Here is an 18,974-nt window from a genome sequence, read left to right as displayed (position 1 = left end):
GGGGGACAGGCGCGTACCGTCGGTGCAGAGGAAATGCCTACTCAGCATTACTTTAACCCTCAACCCCAAGCTTAGAGTTACCCGCCGGAGGACGAAATGACCAACAACCAGAATTACCTGGCCGTGATCAAAGTCGTCGGTGTCGGCGGCGGCGGTGTCAACGCCGTCAACCGCATGATCGAACTCGGGCTGCGCGGCGTGGAGTTCGTGGCCATCAACACCGACGCGCAGGCCCTGCTGCTGAGCGATGCCGACGTCAAGCTCGACGTCGGCCGTGAGCTCACCCGCGGCCTCGGCGCAGGCGCCGACCCTGAGGTGGGCCGCCGGGCGGCCGAGGATCACGCCGAGGAGATCGAGGAGGCGCTGGCCGGCGCCGACATGGTGTTCGTCACGGCGGGCGAGGGCGGTGGCACGGGCACGGGCGGCGCCCCGGTCGTCGCGCGCATCGCGAAGTCCATCGGCGCCCTCACCATCGGCGTCGTCACCCGGCCCTTCGGCTTCGAGGGCAAGCGCAGGCAGGCCCAGGCGGAGAGCGGCATCGGCGCCCTCAAGAACGAGGTCGACACGCTCATCGTGGTGCCGAACGATCGGCTCCTCGAGATCAGCGACCGCGGCATCAGCATCATGGAGGCATTCGCGACCGCCGACCAGGTGCTCCTCGCCGGCGTTCAGGGCATCACCGACCTGATCACCACCCCGGGCCTCATCAACCTCGACTTCGCGGACGTGAAGAGCGTCATGCAGGGTGCGGGCTCGGCGCTGATGGGCATCGGCTCGGCCCGCGGGGCGGACCGCGCCATCAAGGCGGCGGAGCTCGCGGTGGCCTCGCCGCTGCTCGAGGCGTCGATCGACGGTGCTCACGGGGTGCTGCTCTCCATCCAGGGCGGCTCGAACCTCGGCATCTTCGAGATCAACGACGCGGCCAAGCTCGTCCAGGAGGCCGTGCACCCCGAGGCCAACATCATCTTCGGCGCCGTCATCGACGACACCCTCGGCGACGAGGTCCGCGTGACCGTCATCGCGGCCGGATTCGACGGGGGAGAGCCGCACACGCACCGCGAGGGTCGCCGCGGCAACTACCTGGAGCCTGCCGCCGTCTCCGCCGCAGTCGGTGCTGCAGCAGCGCCCACCGCCACCGAGGCGGCGACCGGCAGCCAGGAGTGGGCGGCCGTCGCCGACGTGACCACCCTCACCCAGACCACCGAGATCGACCACGGCTACGACGAGGACGACGACGACCTGGACATCCCCGACTTCCTCAAGTGACCGAGGAGCCGGCGCGCTCGGAGGGGCGCGAGCCCCCGCTCGAGGAGCGCCTCGCCGCCATTCGCGACCGCATCGAGACGGCGGCGCAGGCGGCGGGGCGCTCTCCGGCCGAGATCACCACGGTCGTCGTGACCAAGTTCCAGCCCCTCGGGCTCGTCCGCGAGCTCGCCGCCCTCGGCGTGCGCGACTTCGGCGAGAACCGGCATCAGGAGGCGCGCGACAAGGCGGCCGCTCTGCCCGGCCTCCGCTGGCACTTCGTCGGCCAGCTGCAGACCAAGAAGGCGCGACAGGTGCGGTCGTATGCGCAGGTGATCCACTCCGTCGACCGCGAGCAGCTCGTCGACGCCCTCGCCGCGCCCGGCGTCCCGGTCGAGGTGTTCCTCCAGGTCAACCTCACCGACGACCCCACGCGCGGCGGCGCCGCCCCCGCCGACGCGAGCCGGCTCGCGGAGCGGATCCTCGCCGCAGAGGGCCTGCGGCTCCTCGGCATCATGGCGGTCGCGCCGCTCGAGGAGGAGCCCCGGAGCGCCTTCGCCCGGCTGCGGAAACTCGCCGAGGCGGTCAGGTCCGTCGTCCCTTCGGCGACTGCGATCTCCGCCGGCATGTCCGGCGACTTCGAGGCGGCGATCGCCGAAGGCGCGACACACCTACGCATCGGCACGGCAATCACGGGCTCGCGCCCGCCTCGCGCTTAATCTCTCAGCAAGCCACCCCGAAAGGACCAGCATGTCCAACCCCATCCGCAACGCGATGGTCTATCTCGGCCTCGCCGACGAGCCCGACGAGTACGACTCACCGGACGCTCCCGCCGCGCCCGTGCAGCACGTCGCCTCCGCCGCGCCCGCGCCCGGCCGCGCCACCGTCACCCCCCTGCCGCGTCGCTCCTCGCTGCGTGAGCAGCGCGCCGCGCCGAGTGAGATGAACGAGATCCTCACCGTGCACCCACGTCAGTACAAGGACGCCCAGATGATCGCGGAGAGCTTCCGCGACGGCGTCCCCGTCATCATCAACCTCTCCCAGATGTCGGAGACCGACGCCCGCCGGCTCATCGACTTCGCGAGCGGTCTGTCGCAGGGGCTCTACGGCAAGATCGAGCGCGTCACCAACAAGGTCTTCCTGCTCTCGCCCGCCCATGTCGCGGTGTCCGGCGACACGACCACCGCCGACGAGACCGACGAGTCATACGGCTCCTGACCTCCCGCGTTCTGCGCCCGTCGCGGCCGCCCCGCCGGGGCGCGGTCCCGGTGCGCCTTCGCGGCCCGGGATAATCGACACGTGAGTTTCAGCCCGCTGGCCATCGTCGGCATCGTCCTGTACTACGCCCTGCTGCTCTACTTCTTCACCATGTGGGGGCGTTTCGCCCTCGACCTGGTGCAGTCGCTGTCGCGCCAGTGGCGACCCCGCGGACCCGTGCTCGTGCTCGCCGAGGTGGTCTACACGGTCACCGATCCGCCGATCCGGTTCTTCCGGCGCATCCTGCCGCCGCTGCGGCTCGGCCCCATCGCGCTCGATTTCGGCTGGAGCATCACGATGCTCCTCGTGATCGTCGGGATGTACGTGGCGTCCAGCCTCTCGCGCCTCGCCTGAGCCCCTGATCCGCCGGTGCGGAGCGCCAGCTGCGACCGGGATTCGGGACGCGCCTGGCGCCGACGGCGCGCGCGATTCGGGACACGCCTGCCGCTGACGGCGGCGCGCGATTCGGGACCCGCCCGCGCCGACGGCGTCGCGCGATTCGCGACACGTGTGCCCCGTTCGGGTGTGATCCAGGTGATCCGCGCTAGCGTGGGAAGCGATCCCCGACCGACCAAGTAGTTCCCCGAAGGTGGCAGCATGGCCCTCACCCCCGAAGACGTCGTCAACAAACGGTTCCAGCCGACCAAGTTCCGCGAGGGCTACGACCAGGACGAAGTAGACGACTTCCTCGACGAGGTCGTGGTCGAACTGCGGCGCCTCAACCAGGAGAACGAGGACCTCCGCCAGCGACTGATCGCCAGCGAGTCCCGCATCGCGGAGCTGCAGCGCAGCGGCGGCGGATCCTCCGCTCCTGCTCCCGCGGCGGTCGCCGCCGAGCAGGCGCCGGCCCCCCAGCCCTCGACCGGTCTGTCCTACCCGTCCGCCTCCTCCATGGATGCGAGCGCGATCGACCCGTCGAACACCAACAACCTGCTGCAGCTGGCACGCCGTCTGCATGAGGAGCACGTCCGCGAGGGCATCGAGAAGCGCGACGCGCTGATCGCCGAGGGGCACGCCACCGCCGCCCGGGTCGTCGCCGAGGCCGAGGCCAAGCAGCGCTCCCAGATCTCGTCCCTCGACCAGGAGCGCGCGCTGCTCGAGCACCGCATCGATGAGCTGCGCACTTTCGAGCGCGAGTATCGCCAGAAGCTCAAGGGCTACATCGAGGGTCAGCTCCGTGAGCTGGACTCGTCGAACATCGTCAACACCGGCAACTACGGCAACCTCAACGTGAGCCAGCCGCAGGCGTTCCAGGCCTTTGGCGGCGCCTGATCCCAGCTCGACAAGCCCCGTCGGCGGTTCTTCCGCCGACGGGGCTTTCGTCGTGCCCGCTCGGCGCGGCCGCCCGAGCGCCAGGGCGCTCGCGCTCCTCGTCGGTGTGGCGATCGTGGTCTACACGGCCGACCAGCTCTCGAAGCTCTGGGTGGTCGCCAACCTGACGCCCTACGAGAAGGTCCCAGTGCTCGGCGAGGCGCTGCAGTTCCTCTTCGTCCGCAACCCGGGCGCGGCCTTCTCCCTCGCGAGCGGCTCCACCTGGGTGTTCTCCCTGATCGCCACCGCGGTCACGGTGTTCATCGTCTGGTTCGCCCGCCGGATCCGGTCCTTCGGCTGGGCCGTGCTGTTCGGCATGCTCGTCGGCGGCACCCTCGGCAACCTCACCGACCGCCTCTTCCGGGAGCCGGGCTTCGGTGTCGGCCACGTCGTCGACTTCCTCAGCGTGTGGATGTTCCCCGCGATCTTCAACATCGCGGACGTCGCGATCGTCTCCAGCATGGGCCTCTTCCTGATCCTCACCCTGCGCGGAGTGAGCCTGGACGGCTCCCGGGTCCCCTCGGGCCGCCGCCGGCGGGAGCCGGGCAGCCACGACGGGGCCGCGGAGCGCACCGCAGCGGACGGAAGCTAGCCGGCATGGTCCAGTCCCGAAGCCTGCCCGTGCCTGACGGGCTCGATGGCGAGCGCGCCGACGCCGCTCTCGCCAAGCTGCTCGGCTTCTCGCGCACCGTCGCCGCCGACATCGTCGCAGCAGGCGGCGTGCGCCTCGACGGCCGGGAGCTCGGCAAGTCCGACAAGCTCCGCGCCGGCGCCTGGCTCGAGGTCGAATGGGAGGAGAAGGCGCCGCTGGCCATCGAGGCGATCGCCGTGCCGGATCTCGGCATCGTGCACGACGACGACGACCTCGTCGTGGTGGACAAGCCGGTCGGTGTCGCGGCTCACCCCTCGCCCGGCTGGACCGGTCCTACCGTGCTCGGCGCGCTGGCCGCGGCCGGCTTCCGGATCAGCACGTCGGGTGCCGCCGAGCGAGCGGGCATCGTGCACCGGCTGGACGCGGGCACCAGCGGCCTCATGGTCGTCGCCAAGAGCGAGCGCGCCTACACCTGGCTCAAGCGGGCCTTCAAGGAGCGCGAGGTCGACAAGATCTACCACGCCGTGGTCCAGGGGCACCCCGACCCGCTCGCGGGCACCATCGATGCTCCCATCGGCCGCCATCCGCGGTCCGACTGGAAGTTCGCGGTCACCGCGGACGGCAAGCCGAGCGTCACCCACTACGAGACGCTGGAGGCCTTCCCCTCGGCGTCCCTGCTCGAGATCCAGCTCGAGACCGGCCGCACCCACCAGATCCGCGTGCACATGGCGGCCCAGCGGCACCCCTGCATGGGCGATGCGATGTACGGCGCCGACCCGGTGCTCGCCGCTCGGCTCGGGCTCAGCCGGCAGTGGCTGCACGCGCTCCGCCTCGGCTTCCGGCATCCGGCGACCGGCGAGCACGTCGAGTTCGAGAGCGTCTATCCGGCCGACCTGCAGCACGCGCTGGATCTCCTCTCCGCCTGACGCCCGCTGCGGGTCACGTTCCCGGATGCGCGGGGCGCCACGCAGAATGACGGCAGGGCGATCGCGGTCCGCCCCGCCGACGTGTTCGAGGACGTGCGACAGGTCCTCGGCCCCCGGAGTCCCGGCGCCAACGTGTGCTGGTGCCTGAGCCACCGGGTCGGCCCGCGCACCGACCGGGAGCTGATCGGTCCGGCGCGGGGGAAGCTGGTGCGGGAGCGGTGCGGGCGCCCGCCGCCTCCCGGCGTGCTCGCCTATGAGAACGGGGAACCGGTGGGCTGCGCCGGTGTCGCGCCCCGCGCCGAGCTCAACGGCTTCGCGAAGAGCCGGCAGTTCCCGCGGGTCGACGATCTGCCGGTCTGGACCGTGTGGTGCTTCCGGGTGCGACCCGGCCACCGCAGGTCGGCTGCTGCACGAGCTGCTGGCCGGCGCCGTCGAGTTCGCCCGGGCCGACGGGGCCCCCGCTCTCGAGGGCTATCCGGTCGACAACCGGGCCGCGCGGGTGGACCTCAGCATGGCCTACGTCGGCACCCGGGCCGCCTTCGAGCGGGCCGGCTTCGTGCACGCCGCTGACACGACCTCGGTGCTCGAGGCTTCCCGAGGGTCCTCATGCGGCTCGACCCGCGCACTCCCTGACCTCCGTCGGGCCTTCCGCGGAGCGTCGCCTGGTCCGTGTCCCAGGTCCCGCTTAGAGTGGATTCCCACCCGGCCCGGCATCCATCGCCCGCGACCCCGCGCGGATCGAGAAAGCGTTCAGTTGGCAACCTCCGGCGATTCATTCGTCCACCTGCATGTGCACAGCGAGTACTCGATGCTCGACGGCGCGGCGCGGGTGAAACCCCTGATCGACGCCGCAGTCGAGCAGGGAATGCCCGCCGTCGCGGTCACCGACCACGGCAACGTCTTCGGGGCGTTCGACTTCTGGCGCACCGCCACCCAGGCGGGCATCAAGCCGATCATCGGCACCGAGGCCTACCTCACGCCGGGCACCCACCGGAGCGACAAGACGCGGGTGCGCTGGGGCGACGGCGGCGGCGACGACGTCTCGGGTGCGGGCGCCTACACCCACATGACGCTGCTGTCCTCCACCACGGAGGGCATGCACAACCTGTTCCGGCTCTCCTCGAAGGCCTCGATCGAGGGCTACTACTTCAAGCCGCGAATGGACCGCGAGCTGCTCTCCACCCACGGTGCCGGGCTGATCGGCACCACCGGCTGCCCGAGCGGCGAGGTGCAGACCCGCCTGCGGCTCGGCCAGTACGACGAGGCCCGCCAGGCCGCGGCCGACTACCGGGACATCTTCGGGGACGGCAACTTCTTCGCCGAGATCATGGACCACGGCCTCGGCATCGAGCGCCGGGTGATGGGCGACGTGATCCGGCTCGCCAAGGATCTCGGGCTTCCGCTCGTGGCCACCAACGACCTGCACTACACCCACGCGCATGACGCCACGAGTCATGCGGCGCTGCTCTGCGTGCAGTCCGGATCCACCCTCGACGATCCCAACCGGTTCAAGTTCGACGCGGACGAGTTCTATCTCAAGTCGGCCGCGCAGATGCGGCAGCTCTTCTCGGATTACCCGGAGGCCTGCGACAACACGCTGCTCATCGCCGAGCGGTGCGAGGTCAAGTTCAACGAGGACGCCAACTACATGCCCCGGTTCCCCGTCCCGGAGGGGGAGACCGAGGCGACCTGGCTGGTCAAGGAGGTCGAGAAGGGCCTGGAGTACCGGTATCCCGGCGGCGTCTCCGACGAGGTGCGCCAGCGCGCCGACTACGAGGTGGGCGTCATCATCCAGATGGGCTTCCCCGGCTACTTCCTCGTCGTCGCCGACTTCATCAACTGGAGCAAGGACCACGGCATCCGGGTCGGGCCCGGCCGCGGGTCGGGCGCCGGCTCGATGGTCGCCTACGCGATGCGGATCACCGACCTGGATCCGATCCGGCACGGACTCATCTTCGAGCGGTTCCTCAACCCCGACCGGGTCTCCATGCCCGACTTCGATGTGGACTTCGACGAGCGCAGGCGCAACGAGGTCATCCGCTACGTGACCGAGAAGTACGGCGACGACCGGGTGGCCCAGATCGTCACCTACGGCACCATCAAGGCCAAGCAGGCCCTCAAGGACAGCTCCCGCGTGCTCGGCTTCCCCTTCGGCATGGGGGAGAAGCTGACCAAGGCCATGCCGCCCGGGATCATGGGCAAGGACATCCCGCTCACCGGGATCGTCGATCCCTCCCACGAGCGGTACAAGGAGGCGGCGGACTTCCGCGCCATCCTGGACACCGACGCCGAGGCGAAGACGGTGTTCGACACCGCCCTCGGACTCGAGAACCTCAAGCGGCAGTGGGGCGTGCACGCCGCCGGCGTGATCATGTCAAGCGAGCCGCTCGAGGACATCATCCCGATCATGAAGCGGGAGCAGGACGGCCAGATCGTCACCCAGTTCGACTATCCGGCCTGCGAGTCGCTCGGCCTGATCAAGATGGACTTCCTGGGGCTGCGCAACCTCACGATCATCGACGACGCCCTCGACAACATCGAGGCCAACCGCGGCCACCGGCCCGAGCTCGAGAAGCTGGAGCTCGACGACCCGGACACCTACGCGCTCCTCGCGCGGGGGGACACGCTCGGCGTCTTCCAGTTCGACGGAGGCCCCATGCGCGCGCTGCTGCGCCTGATGAAGCCCGACAACTTCGAGGACATCTCCGCGGTCGGCGCGCTCTACCGTCCCGGGCCGATGGGCGCCAACTCGCACACCAACTACGCGCTGCGCAAGAACGGGGTGCAGGAGATCGTGCCGATCCACCCCGAGCTCGCGGAGCCCCTCGAGGACGTCCTCGGCACCACCTACGGCCTGATCGTGTATCAGGAGCAGGTCATGTCGATCGCGCAGAAGCTCGCCGGCTACTCGCTGGGCCAGGCGGATCTGCTGCGCCGCGCGATGGGCAAGAAGAAGAAGTCCGAGCTGGACAAGCAGTTCGCGGGCTTCCGGGCGGGCATGAACGCCAACGGGTACTCGGACGCGGCCGTGAAGACCCTCTGGGACATCCTGCTGCCCTTCTCCGACTACGCCTTCAACAAGGCGCACTCGGCCGCCTACGGGGTGCTCAGCTACTGGACGGCGTACCTCAAGGCGCACTACCCGGCCGAGTACATGGCGGCGCTGCTCACGAGCGTGGGCGACGCCCGCGACAAGCTGGCGATCTACCTCAACGAGGGCCGCCGCATGAAGATCCGGGTGCTGCCGCCCGACGTCAACGAGTCGATCGGCTACTTCGCCGCCGTCGGCGAGGACATCCGGTTCGGCCTCGGCGCGGTGCGCAACGTCGGCTTCACCGTGGTGGACCAGATCCGCCAGGCACGCGAGGAGAAGGGGCGCTTCACCTCCTTCCACGACTTCCTCCGCAAGGTGCCGATGGGGGTGGCCAACAAGCGCACGATCGAGTCGCTGATCAAGGCCGGGGCCTTCGACTCGCTCGGCTCCACCCGCAGGGCGTTGCTGGAGATCCACGAGGACTCCGTCGACGCCGCGGTGTCGATCAAGCGAAACGAGGCGAACGGGCAGGTCGACCTCTTCGGCGGCATGTTCGACTTCGAGGAGGAGCCGGACCGCGTCCCTGACCGCCCCGAGTGGGCCAAGAAGGACAAGCTCGCCTTCGAGCGGGAGATGCTCGGGCTCTACGTCTCCGACCACCCCCTGGCCGGGCTGGAGCTCCAGCTGGCCCGGCACGCGACCAACAGCATCGCCGAGCTCCTCAGCGAGGAGGGCGTCGCGGACGGGGAGACCGTGACGATCGCGGGACTCGTCACCGAGGTGCAGCACCGGGTGGCCCGCAAGTCGGGCAACCAGTACGGCATGGTGCAGGTCGAGGACTTCGACGGCGAGGTCACCGTGATGTTCATGGGCAAGGCCTACGCCGAGTTCGCGCCGGCACTCGCCACCGACTCGGTCGTCGTCGTCCGCGGCCGGGTGAGCCAGCGCGAGGACAGCATGAACATCCACGCCTACAGCGTGTTCACGCCGGACCTCGGCACGAGCCTCGGCGCCGGGCCACTGGTGATCACCATGCAGGACCAGCGAGCCACCACCGAGACGGTCAAGTCGCTCAACGACGTGCTGATCCGGCACAGCGGCGACACGGAGGTGCGGCTGCGGCTGGTCAAGGGGGAGTCGGCGCGGATCTTCGAGGTGCCGTTCCCGGTGGAGGTCTCGGCGGACCTCTACGGCGAGCTGAAGAGCCTCCTCGGCCCCGGCTGCCTGGGCTAGCTCCGCGCACCAGCCGGCACGGGACGAACGCAACCGAACGGACAATCTGCCACGGCACGCGGTTGCAGATCGTCCGCAGCGGTGCGTTCGTCGGGCGCCAGCGGTCAGTCGAGCGGGCGCGGGGCGTGGTACTCGCGCTCGTGGTAGAGCAGCGGCGCGGCGTCCTCGCCCAGGGCGCCCTCCTCGATCTGGACCACGACCACCGCGTTGCCCGCCACGTGCACACGCTCGAGGATCCGGCCCACCATCCAGGCGGTGACCTCGGTGAGGATGGGCAGGCCGTGCGCGCCTTCGTGCCAGTGGTCGCCGACGAAGCGGTCCGCCGCAGGCCCGGACAGCTTCCGGGCGAGGCCCTGGTTCCGTGCGCCGAGCATGTGGATCGCCACCCGATCGGTCGTCTCGATGGCGCGCCAGGCGCTGGCGCTGCGCGCCATGTTGAAGGTGGCGAGCGGCGGGACGGCGGCCAGCGAGGCGAGCGAGGTGGCCGTGAAGCCGACCGGGGTGCCGTCGGTGTCCCGGGCGGTGACCACCGCGACACCGGCCGCATGGCGCCGGAAGGCCTGCTTGAAGGCCGCGAGGTCGTCGGCCGCGAACGTCTCTTCCATCAGTGTGGGCAACTCCCGAGGGCTCGGCCGCATTCCGATCGGACTCGGGGCCGCTGGCTAGAGTAGCGGGATGCAGTTCGTCGACCTCCGCGGCCGCCTCCTGGACCGGTCGGAGCTGCTCTCCCTCGTCCCGCGCCCCGAGCTTGATCCCGCACAGGCCGCCGCCGCCGCGGCCGCGCTGATCGCCGAGGTGCGCGCCGGCGGCTCGGAAGCGCTGCTCGCCCAGTCCGAGCGGTTCGACGGGGTGCGTCCCGAGTCCCTCCGCGTGCCCGCTGCGGAGATCGCGGCGGCGACCGCCGCGCTGCCTGCGCCCATCCGCGCCGCCCTCGAGACCGCCATCGACCGGGTCCGCCGGGCGAGCGCAGCCCAGGTGCCGCCGCCCGCGGTCACCCTGCTCGAGGACGGCGCGGAGGTCGTGCAGCGCTGGCAGCCGGTGGAGCGGGTGGGCCTCTACGTGCCGGGTGGCAAGGCGGTCTATCCGTCGAGCGTCGTGATGAACGTCGTGCCTGCGCAGGTGGCCGGCGTCGTGTCGCTCGCCCTCGCATCGCCGCCCCAGTCCGCCTTCGGGGGAGCGGTGCACCCCACGATCCTCGGCGCCGCCGGCCTGCTCGGCATCGACGAGGTCTACGCGATGGGCGGCGCCGGCGCGATCGGCGCGCTGGCGCACGGGGTGCCCGACGCGGGGCTCCTGCCCGTCGACGTGATCACCGGCCCGGGCAACGTGTGGGTCGCCGCTGCCAAGCGGCTCGTGCAGGGCCGGGTGGGGATCGACTCCGAGGCGGGGCCGACCGAGATCCTCGTGATCGCGGACGCCTCAGCCGACCCGCGACTCGTCGCGGCGGATCTGGTCAGCCAGGCGGAGCACGACGAGCTGGCCGCCGCGCTCCTCGTGACCGACTCGGCGGAACTGGCCGCGGCGGTGCAGGAGATCCTGCCCGCGATCGCTGCGGCCACCGCGTCCTCCGCCCGGGTCGCGGCCGCCCTCGCCGGCCCGCAGTCCGCGATCGTCCTGGTGGACGACGCGGCCGCCGCGATCGCCTTCAGCAACGCCTACGCGCCCGAGCACCTCGAGCTCCTCACCGTGGACCCCGACGAGACGCTTCGCGGCATCACGAGCGCGGGAGCGGTCTTCCTCGGCGCCTTCTCACCGGTCAGCCTGGGCGACTACCTCGCCGGCTCCAATCACGTGCTGCCCACCGGAGGCACCGCGCGCTTCTCGGCCGGCCTCGGCGCCGCCACCTTCCTGCGCCCGCAGCAGATCGTGCGGTACAGCAGGGACGCGCTCCAGAGGTCCGCAGCACGGATCGTCGCCCTGGCCGACGAGGAGGGCCTGCCCGCCCACGGCGAGGCGGTCACGGCGAGGTTCATCCCCGGCTGACGGGGCGCCGAACCACCCGGCGCCCTCGATCCACGACGCGCCCGGCGACCATGGTCAGGGAAGGATTCCCCGACCTTCTCGCTACGCTGGGCGCACCATGCACTGCCCCTTCTGCCGCAATGACGACACGAAGGTCGTCGACTCCCGCGTGAGCGACGACGGCCTCTCCATCCGCCGCCGCCGTCAGTGCCCCAACTGCGGGCGCCGCTTCAGCACCACCGAGACCGCCAGCCTCAACGTGATCAAGCGCAACGGCGTGCTCGAGCCCTTCTCCCGGGAGAAGGTCGTGTCGGGCGTGCGCAAGGCGTGCCAGGGCCGGCCCGTCACCGACACCGACTTGGCCTTGCTCGCCCAGCGCGTGGAGGAGGCCATCCGGGCCACCGGTGCGTCGCAGATCGACGCCAACGACATCGGACTCGCGATCCTCTCGCCGCTCCGGGAGCTCGACGAGGTCGCGTACCTCCGGTTCGCGAGCGTGTATCAGGGTTTCAAGTCCCTCGACGACTTCGAGGAGGCCATCACCCTCCTGCGCGTCGAGAACGGCTCCTCTCCGCAGCCGGCGGACACCGTCTGAGTCGCGCGCCGTCAAGCCCGTTGTGGGCCCCGGCGGCCCGGTCTGGAATGGAAGTCCATCCCAGACCTCAGGAGGAACGATGGCTCAACCCGGCCAGCAGCAGGACCCGCCCGGAACCGAAGCGGAGCTGACCCCGAAGGCCGACCACGGCGAGCAGAGCTACCGGGGCAGCGGGAAGCTGTCGGGCAAGGTGGCCGTGATCACCGGCGCCGACAGCGGCATCGGCAAGGCCGTCGCCATCGCCTACGCGCGGGAGGGCGCCGACGTGCTGATCAGCTACCTCAGCGAGCACGAGGACGCGAAGGACACCGCCTCCTGGGTGGAGGAGGCTGGCCGGAAGGCGGTGCTCGTGTCCGGCGACCTGTCCGACCCCGCGCACTGCCGGGAGATCATCGCCAAGGCCGTCGAGGAGTTCGGCCGGGTCGACGTGCTCGTCAGCAACGCGGCCTTCCAGATGACCCACGAGACGGTGGAGGAGATCCCCGACGAGGAGTGGGATCACACGATCGCGACCAACCTCAGCGCGTTCTTCCACCTGACCAAGGCCGTCCTGCCGCACATGGGGCCCGGAGGGTCGATCATCGGCTCCAGCTCGGTCAACTCCGACATGCCGAAGCCGACCCTGATGCCCTACGCGGCGACGAAGGCCGGCATCGCGAACATGGCGGCCTCACTCGCGCAGATGCTCGCCGAGCGCGGCATCCGGGTCAACAGTGTGGCTCCTGGTCCGATCTGGACGCCCCTCATCCCCTCCACCATGCCGGCGGAGACGGTGGCCAGCTTCGGCGAGCAGGTGCCCATGGGGCGTCCGGGGCAACCGGCCGAACTCGCGCCCGTCTACGTCCTGCTCGCCTCGGACGACGGAAGCTACGTCTCCGGTGCGCGCATCGCGGTGACCGGCGGCAACCCGATCCTCTGATCGCAGGACCGGCCGCGGCACAGGATGCCGCGGCCGGTCGCGCAGTGCGGGGAGCCGTGTCGCGGGACCGCGGGCGCCGCGGCCCGGGACGGGCACCGCTAGCCTGGCTCTGGCATGTACGCGACCTTCTTCCGCCTCGTTCTCGCCCGGCTCGATCCCGAGCTGGCTCACGAGCTCGCCTTCACCGTGATCCGCGTGCTCGGTCTTCCGGGCATCCGGTCCCTGGTGGCCGCGTTCGCGGGGCCTCCTCGCGGCACCGGGGTGCAGGCTCTCGGGCTGACCTTCCCCTCGGCGTTCGGCCTGGCCGCCGGCTTCGACAAGAACGGGCGCGCCATCCGGGGCCTCGGCGCCCTCGGCTTCGGGCATGTGGAGATCGGCACGGTCACGGCCCTGCCACAGCCCGGCAACCCGCGGCCGCGCCTCTTCCGGCTGATCCCGGACCGCGCGATCATCAACCGGATGGGCTTCAACAACGAGGGCGCGCAGGCCGTCGCCGCCCGACTGCGCCGGCTCCGCTCGTCCGGCCGGGCGCCCCTTCTCGGCGTCAACATCGGCAAGAGCAGAGCGGTGGCCGTCGAGGACGCCGTGGCCGACTACCGGACCAGCGCCCGGCTGCTTGCGCCGCTCGCCGACTACCTCGTCGTCAACGTGAGCTCACCGAACACGCCAGGCCTGCGAGGGCTTCAGGAGCTCGACCGACTGGAACCGCTGCTCTCCGCCGTGCAGGAGGAGGCGGGCGGCGTGCCGCTGCTCGTCAAGATCGCGCCAGACCTCGGTGACGAGGAGGTGCGCCACCTCGGCGAGCTGGTGACCCGACTCGGGCTCGCCGGGATCATCGCCACCAACACAACGCTGTCCCGGGATGGACTGTCCAGCGCCGCCGCCCGAGTGCAGGCGGCCGGCGCGGGAGGACTGTCCGGGGCGCCCCTCGCGGTGCGGAGCCGGCAGGTGCTGGGCGTGCTGCGCTCCACCGTGCCCGCCGGAATGGCGGTGATCTCGGTAGGGGGAGTGGAGACGGCCGAAGACGTGCACGACCGACTGGCGGGCGGGGCGACCCTCGTGCAGGGCTACACCGGGTTCCTCTACCGCGGCCCGCTCTGGGCGCGCCAGATCAACCGCGGACTGGGCCGCCGGGCCTGAGCCGCAGCGGGGACCGTGGCGGGTCCGGAGTCAGGCGGGGTACTGGCCGCGCTTGACCTGCGGCTTCGGCAGGCGCAGCGGCCGCAGCTGGAGGGCGCGCATCGCGGCATACCAGCGCAGGCCGCGCTCCACGTTGTCCGCCCCGACCTTGGCCCCGAGCTTCCGCCGCAGCGTGAAGCCGAGGATCACCACGTCGGCCACGCCGACCAGGACGAACGCGTAGAGGGCGAGCATCCCGATCAGCTGGACGTCCTCGATCTGGATGAACGTGATGAAGATGAACAGGAACATGATGGGGATGAAGATCTCCCCGATGCTGAAGCGTGCGTCGACGTAGTCGCGCACGTAGCGTCGCTGCGGTCCGCGATCGCGCACCGGGAGGTAGCGCTCCTCGCCGTTCGCGAGGCCCACCCGAGCCCGCTCACGGACTGTCGCCGCGCGGGCACGCTCCTGCTTCACCGCCTCCTTGCGGTCGTTGGGGACGAGCGGACGCCTGCGCGCCGCCTCGCGCTCGCGACGCGTCGGAGTCGAGCGTCCTTTGCCGGAGCCTGCCGGTGCGGCCGGCTGCTCTGCCGGCGCGTCGGGAGGGGAAGAAGGGGACGGGTGCTTTGCCACGGAGATCCTCGCTATGCGTGACGTTTAAGATACCCCGTATGACGATGCAGGGCTCCGCCACGCCCATCCCCGAGCCCGACCCGTCCCTCCGCGACGCCGTCGAGCTCGGCTTCCCGTCCTCGGTCGCCGAACTCGCGCGCCTCGTGCGGATCCCCTCCGTGTCGTGGGACGGCTTCGACCGCGGCCCGGTGCTGCAGAGCGCCGAGGCCGTCGCCGACCTCGCCCGCGCCATCGGGATCTTCGAGGACGTGGCCGTCCTGGTGGAGCCGGGACCGGACGGACAGGCCGGCCAGCCCGCCGTGCTCGCCACCCGCGCGGCTCGGAACGGCAGGCCGACCGTGCTGCTCTACGCCCACCACGACGTCCAGCCGCCCGGGGACCCCACCCTCTGGGAGTCCTCGCCGTTCGAGCCGACGGTGCGCGGCGACCGCCTCTACGGCCGCGGCGCCTCGGACGACAAGGCCGGCGTCGAGACCCATCTCGCCGCCCTGCGCGCTCTCGCCGCGGCCCGCGGCGACTTCGACCTCGGCGTCGTGCTGTTCGTGGAGGGGGAGGAGGAGTTCGGCTCCCGCTCCCTGCCGGCGCTCCTCGCCGCCCACCGCGATCGCCTGGACGCGGACGTGATCATCGTCGCCGACTCCGACAACTGGAGCACCGACGTCCCCGCTCTCACCGTGAGCCTGCGGGGCAACGCCGCCTTCCATGTCACCGTCTCGACACTCGGGCACGCCCTGCACTCGGGCAGCTTCGGCGGGGCGGCCCCCGACGCCATGCTCGCCGCGATCCGGCTGCTCGCGACCCTCTGGAACGAGGACGGCTCGGTGGCCGTCCCCGGGCTCGCCGCGTACACCGGCACCGAGGCGCCCGGCTACCCCGCCGAGGACTTCGCACGGGACGCCGCCCTCCTCGACGGGGTGCGACCCATCGGCCGCGGCGAGCTCAATGCACAGCGCTGGTTCGAGCCGTCGATCACGGTCACCGGCATCGATGCGCCCACCGTGCAGAACGCCTCCAACACCCTGCTGCCCTCGGTGCGGGTCCGGGTCAGCCTGCGGGTCGCGCCCGGCCAGACGGCCGACGAGGCGTTCGACGCCGTCTCCGCGCACCTGATGGCCGCGGCCCCCCTCGGCGCGCACGTCGAGATCACCGACCCCGACCTCGGCGAGGCGTTCCTCATCGACTCGTCCGGCTGGGCCGCGGCGGAGGCCACGGCAGCCCTCGCCGAGGGGTGGGGGAGCGCGGTCGTCCAGCAGGGAGTCGGCGGCTCCATCCCGTTCGTCGCCGAGCTCGCCCGCGAGTTCCCCGCCGCCCAGATCCTCGTGACCGGCGTCGAGGACCCCGACACCCGTGCCCACTCGCCCAACGAATCGCAGCACCTCGGGGTGCTCAAGCGGGCCATCCTCGGCGAGGCCCTGTTCCTCGACCGGATGAACCGGCGCTCCTGACCAGGGACGACGGGGAACGGCCCGAGACGACCGCACGGGCCGACTCAGCCGTCCTCCCGCAAGTCCGGCGTACAATCGACCGACCGCGATCAGCCCCGGAGGAACCATGACCGACGTCTCACTCACCGAGAAGCCCGAGCTGTCCACCCACGGCGTCGGCCTCACCACCACCGCCGCCTCCAAAGTGCACAGCCTCCTCGAGCAGGAAGGCCGCGACGACCTGCGCCTCCGCGTCGCCGTGCAGCCCGGCGGCTGCTCCGGCCTCGTCTACCAGCTCTACTTCGACGAGCGCCTCCTCGACGGTGACGCCACCCGCGACTTCGACGGCGTCGAGGTGGTCGTCGACCGGATGAGCGTGCCATACCTGGACGGCGCCACCATCGACTTCGAGGACACGATCCAGAAGCAGGGCTTCACCATCGACAACCCCAACGCGGGCGGCAGCTGCGCCTGCGGAGACTCCTTCCACTGAGTTTGTCGGCGCGCCGCCGCCCCTGCGGCGCGCGGGACCTGCGCCCGGCTCCGCGGCGTACGCCTCGGGTCGGGTCAGCAGAGACGTCGCCGACCAGCTGATCCGCTTGGCGTTCGGGGGCCGTTTCGCTGCGCTCGCTCGGCCCCGCTCCTCCCATCGGAGGGCGGGGTCTTCGGTGTTTCTCGGGCGCTTCCTCGGTCCCCGCACGGAGCGGGGTGTACCGGGGCGTTCGCCTGGGGCGATATAGACTGGGACACGTTCCAGTCCTGCATTCCGAGAGGTTCTAGTGCGCTCGAGACGTCGATTCCGCTGGGCGGCGATACCGCTCGCGACGGCCGTGATCCTCGCTCTGGCGGGCTGCACGCAGGCTCAGCTGCACGGCTTCCTGCCCGGCTTCCAGGACGGCCAGGACCCGGTCACCAACCACACCGAGCGCATCTCGAACCTGTGGGTCGGCTCGTGGGTCGTGCTGCTCGTGGTCGGCGTGGTCACCTGGTTCCTCATCCTCTTCGCGGCGCTCGTCTACCGCCGCCGTCGCGGACAGACCGGCCTGCCGGTCCAGCTCCGCTACAACATGCCCATCGAGGTGTTCTACACGATCGTCCCGCTGATCCTCGTGCTCGGCTTCTTCGCCTTCACCGCGCGGGACCAGGCCGAGATCACCGCCCGCGACCCCAACCCCGACCTCACCGTCGAGGTGTACGGAAAGCAGTGGGGCTGGGACTTCAACTACCTGGACGACGACGTCTACTTCGCCGGCACCCAGACCCAGCCGGAGGCGCTCGGCACGCCCAACACCGGCGTGGTCGAGGAGACGGTCCCCGTGCTCGTCCTCCCTGTCGACCAGAGCATCGAGTTCCGGCTGCACAGCCGCGACGTCGCCCACTCCTTCTGGGTCGTCGACTTCCTGCAGAAGATGGACGTCATCCCCGGCAAGACCAACTTCATGACGCTGACCCCCACCCGGGAAGGCACCTTCGCAGGCAAGTGCGCCGAGCTCTGCGGCGACTACCACGCGCAGATGCTCTTCACGGTGAAGGTCGTCTCCCAGGCCGAATACGCGAGCTACGTGGAGTCGCTGCGTGCCCAGGGCTTCACCGGACGGCTCGGCGACGAGTACAACCGGAACCAGAACGAGCCGGGCCGCGACGCTCCCACCGAAGAATCCGAGACGAGGTAGTTCCGTGACGAGCACAGTGAACCGACCGACGGGCATCCCCGCCGGTCAGGCTGCGGTCTTCGACACGTCGAAGGTCCAGCGCAAGGGCAACATCGTCGTCAGCTGGATCACCTCCACCGACCACAAGACGATCGGGTACCTGTACCTGATCACGTCCTTCACCTACTTCCTCGTCGGCGGCGTGATGGCGCTCGTCATCCGGGCGCAGCTGTTCGAGCCCGGACTGCAGATCGTCCCCACGCACGAGCAGTACAACCAGCTGTTCACCATGCACGGCACGATCATGCTGCTGATGTTCGCGACGCCGCTGTTCGCCGGCTTCGCCAACGTGATCATGCCGCTGCAGATCGGCGCACCCGACGTCGCGTTCCCGCGGCTCAACGCCTTCGCCTTCTGGGCGTTCTTCTTCGGCAGCTTGATCGCCGTGTCCGGCTTCTTCACCCCGCAGGGCGCCGCGTCCTTCGGCTGGACGGCCTACACGCCGCTCTCCGACGTCACCTTCTCGCCCAGCCTCGGCGGCAACCTGTGGGTGTTCGGCCTCGCTCTGAGCGGCTTCGGCACCATCCTCGGCGCGGTGAACTTCATCACCACGATCATCACGATGCGCGCCCCCGGCATGACCATGTTCCGGATGCCGATCTTCACCTGGAACACCCTCATCACGTCGCTCCTCGTGCTGATCGCCTTCCCGGTCCTCGCCGCGGCGCTCCTCGCGCTCGGCGCGGACCGCGTGTTCGGCGCCCACATCTACGACCCCGAGCTGGGCGGCGCCATCCTCTGGCAGCACCTGTTCTGGTTCTTCGGCCACCCCGAGGTGTACATCATTGCGCTGCCGTTCTTCGGCATCGTGTCGGAAATCTTCCCGGTCTTCAGCCGCAAGCCGATCTTCGGCTACAAGGGCCTGGTCTACGCCACGATCGCCATCGCCGCGCTGTCCGTGACCGTGTGGGCCCACCACATGTACGTCACCGGCTCGGTCCTGCTGCCGTTCTTCTCGTTCATGACCATGCTGATCGCGGTCCCGACCGGCGTGAAGTTCTTCAACTGGATC

Annotated in this window: 18 protein-coding genes and 1 pseudogene; 17 read left to right on the top strand and 2 right to left on the bottom strand. The window is 70.5% G+C overall.

Going from position 1 to position 18,974, the window contains the following annotated elements; all coding sequences use genetic code 11:
• The first annotated feature begins 96 nt into the window (after window positions 1-96).
• The 9 genes and pseudogenes from ftsZ to dnaE all read left to right on the top strand — a co-directional run bounded on the left by ftsZ (window position 97) and on the right by dnaE (window position 9,595).
• Entirely contained in the window at window positions 97-1,266 is a 1,170-nt protein-coding gene (gene ftsZ, locus JWR33_RS00095; RefSeq protein WP_297408437.1) for a cell division protein FtsZ, read from the top strand.
• Window positions 1,263-1,961, top strand: a complete 699-nt coding sequence (locus JWR33_RS00090; protein WP_297408436.1) for a YggS family pyridoxal phosphate-dependent enzyme — start codon at window positions 1,263-1,265, stop codon at window positions 1,959-1,961. Before ftsZ ends, JWR33_RS00090 begins: the two co-directional genes overlap by 4 nt.
• Window positions 1,962-1,992: 31 nt before the next feature.
• Window positions 1,993-2,460 (top strand): cell division protein SepF, encoded by a 468-nt coding sequence (sepF, locus tag JWR33_RS00085; protein ID WP_297408435.1) that lies wholly within the window; start codon window positions 1,993-1,995, stop codon window positions 2,458-2,460.
• Window positions 2,461-2,541: 81 nt separating this feature from the next.
• Window positions 2,542-2,853, top strand: coding sequence for a YggT family protein (locus JWR33_RS00080; protein WP_297408434.1), 312 nt, complete (start codon window positions 2,542-2,544; stop codon window positions 2,851-2,853).
• Between the two features lie 243 nt (window positions 2,854-3,096).
• A complete protein-coding gene (locus JWR33_RS00075) occupies window positions 3,097-3,771 on the top strand; it encodes a DivIVA domain-containing protein (protein WP_297408433.1) in 675 nt (224 codons plus the stop codon).
• A gap of 52 nt (window positions 3,772-3,823) precedes the next feature.
• On the top strand, window positions 3,824-4,402 hold the full coding sequence (lspA, locus tag JWR33_RS00070; RefSeq protein ID WP_297408432.1) for a signal peptidase II: 579 nt from the start codon (window positions 3,824-3,826) through the stop codon (window positions 4,400-4,402).
• Window positions 4,403-4,407: 5 nt separating this feature from the next.
• The gene (locus tag JWR33_RS00065; RefSeq protein ID WP_297408431.1) at window positions 4,408-5,328 is read left to right on the top strand and encodes an RluA family pseudouridine synthase; all 921 of its coding nucleotides are present in this window, start codon (window positions 4,408-4,410) and stop codon (window positions 5,326-5,328) included.
• 6 nt (window positions 5,329-5,334) lie between these two features.
• Window positions 5,335-5,961 (top strand): annotated as a pseudogene (locus tag JWR33_RS00060) (GNAT family N-acetyltransferase).
• 121 nt (window positions 5,962-6,082) lie between these two features.
• The gene (gene dnaE / locus JWR33_RS00055; protein ID WP_297408430.1) at window positions 6,083-9,595 is read left to right on the top strand and encodes a DNA polymerase III subunit alpha; all 3,513 of its coding nucleotides are present in this window, start codon (window positions 6,083-6,085) and stop codon (window positions 9,593-9,595) included.
• 104 nt (window positions 9,596-9,699) lie between these two features.
• Here the strand turns inward: dnaE and JWR33_RS00050 are convergent, their stop codons facing one another.
• Window positions 9,700-10,200, bottom strand: coding sequence for a flavin reductase family protein (locus JWR33_RS00050; protein ID WP_297408429.1), 501 nt, complete (start codon window positions 10,198-10,200; stop codon window positions 9,700-9,702).
• Between the two features lie 70 nt (window positions 10,201-10,270).
• On the opposite strand from JWR33_RS00050, the gene hisD reads away from it, so the two are divergent.
• The 4 genes from hisD to JWR33_RS00030 all read left to right on the top strand — a co-directional run bounded on the left by hisD (window position 10,271) and on the right by JWR33_RS00030 (window position 14,211).
• The gene (hisD, locus tag JWR33_RS00045; protein ID WP_297408428.1) at window positions 10,271-11,578 is read left to right on the top strand and encodes a histidinol dehydrogenase; all 1,308 of its coding nucleotides are present in this window, start codon (window positions 10,271-10,273) and stop codon (window positions 11,576-11,578) included.
• A gap of 97 nt (window positions 11,579-11,675) precedes the next feature.
• Window positions 11,676-12,152, top strand: coding sequence for a transcriptional regulator NrdR (gene nrdR / locus JWR33_RS00040; RefSeq protein WP_297408427.1), 477 nt, complete (start codon window positions 11,676-11,678; stop codon window positions 12,150-12,152).
• A 79-nt stretch (window positions 12,153-12,231) separates the two neighbouring features.
• Window positions 12,232-13,071, top strand: a complete 840-nt coding sequence (locus JWR33_RS00035) for an SDR family oxidoreductase (RefSeq protein WP_297408426.1) — start codon at window positions 12,232-12,234, stop codon at window positions 13,069-13,071.
• Between the two features lie 114 nt (window positions 13,072-13,185).
• A complete protein-coding gene (locus tag JWR33_RS00030; RefSeq protein ID WP_297408425.1) occupies window positions 13,186-14,211 on the top strand; it encodes a quinone-dependent dihydroorotate dehydrogenase in 1,026 nt (341 codons plus the stop codon).
• Window positions 14,212-14,241: 30 nt separating this feature from the next.
• Here JWR33_RS00030 and JWR33_RS00025 read toward each other — a convergent pair whose 3' ends face one another.
• Window positions 14,242-14,826, bottom strand: a complete 585-nt coding sequence (locus tag JWR33_RS00025; RefSeq protein ID WP_297408424.1) for a DUF3043 domain-containing protein — start codon at window positions 14,824-14,826, stop codon at window positions 14,242-14,244.
• Window positions 14,827-14,864: 38 nt separating this feature from the next.
• Between JWR33_RS00025 and JWR33_RS00020 the strand changes: the two genes are divergently transcribed.
• The 4 genes from JWR33_RS00020 to JWR33_RS00005 all read left to right on the top strand — a co-directional run.
• Window positions 14,865-16,271 carry a dipeptidase gene (locus JWR33_RS00020; protein WP_297408423.1) on the top strand — a complete coding sequence of 469 codons (1,407 nt, stop codon included), beginning with the start codon at window positions 14,865-14,867 and terminating at the stop codon, window positions 16,269-16,271.
• A 106-nt stretch (window positions 16,272-16,377) separates the two neighbouring features.
• Window positions 16,378-16,743 carry an iron-sulfur cluster assembly accessory protein gene (locus tag JWR33_RS00015; protein WP_297408422.1) on the top strand — a complete coding sequence of 122 codons (366 nt, stop codon included), beginning with the start codon at window positions 16,378-16,380 and terminating at the stop codon, window positions 16,741-16,743.
• A 286-nt stretch (window positions 16,744-17,029) separates the two neighbouring features.
• The gene (gene coxB, locus JWR33_RS00010) at window positions 17,030-17,923 is read left to right on the top strand and encodes a cytochrome c oxidase subunit II (protein ID WP_297408421.1); all 894 of its coding nucleotides are present in this window, start codon (window positions 17,030-17,032) and stop codon (window positions 17,921-17,923) included.
• A 34-nt stretch (window positions 17,924-17,957) separates the two neighbouring features.
• A partial coding sequence (locus JWR33_RS00005) for a cbb3-type cytochrome c oxidase subunit I (RefSeq protein ID WP_297408525.1) occupies window positions 17,958-18,974 on the top strand: 1,017 nt, incomplete at its 3' end.

Source organism: Naasia sp., from assembly GCF_025465545.1.
Taxonomy (GTDB): Bacteria; Actinomycetota; Actinomycetes; order Actinomycetales; family Microbacteriaceae; genus Naasia.
This window is presented reverse-complemented; position numbering and strand designations above follow the sequence as displayed.

Bases quoted from the DNA above. Each gene is read 5' to 3' on its own strand.
- JWR33_RS00030 (WP_297408425.1), top strand. From the start codon at position 13,186: ATGTACGCGACCTTCTTCCGCCTCGTTCTCGCCCGGCTCGATCCCGAG.
- JWR33_RS00075 (WP_297408433.1), top strand. From the start codon at position 3,097: ATGGCCCTCACCCCCGAAGACGTCGTCAACAAACGGTTCCAGCCGACC.
- JWR33_RS00015 (WP_297408422.1), top strand. From the start codon at position 16,378: ATGACCGACGTCTCACTCACCGAGAAGCCCGAGCTGTCCACCCACGGC.
- hisD (WP_297408428.1), top strand. From the start codon at position 10,271: ATGCAGTTCGTCGACCTCCGCGGCCGCCTCCTGGACCGGTCGGAGCTG.
- JWR33_RS00020 (WP_297408423.1), top strand. From the start codon at position 14,865: ATGACGATGCAGGGCTCCGCCACGCCCATCCCCGAGCCCGACCCGTCC.
- JWR33_RS00035 (WP_297408426.1), top strand. From the start codon at position 12,232: ATGGCTCAACCCGGCCAGCAGCAGGACCCGCCCGGAACCGAAGCGGAG.
- nrdR (WP_297408427.1), top strand. From the start codon at position 11,676: ATGCACTGCCCCTTCTGCCGCAATGACGACACGAAGGTCGTCGACTCC.
- JWR33_RS00050 (WP_297408429.1), bottom strand. From the start codon at position 10,200: ATGGAAGAGACGTTCGCGGCCGACGACCTCGCGGCCTTCAAGCAGGCC.
- JWR33_RS00065 (WP_297408431.1), top strand. From the start codon at position 4,408: ATGGTCCAGTCCCGAAGCCTGCCCGTGCCTGACGGGCTCGATGGCGAG.
- sepF (WP_297408435.1), top strand. From the start codon at position 1,993: ATGTCCAACCCCATCCGCAACGCGATGGTCTATCTCGGCCTCGCCGAC.
- ftsZ (WP_297408437.1), top strand. From the start codon at position 97: ATGACCAACAACCAGAATTACCTGGCCGTGATCAAAGTCGTCGGTGTC.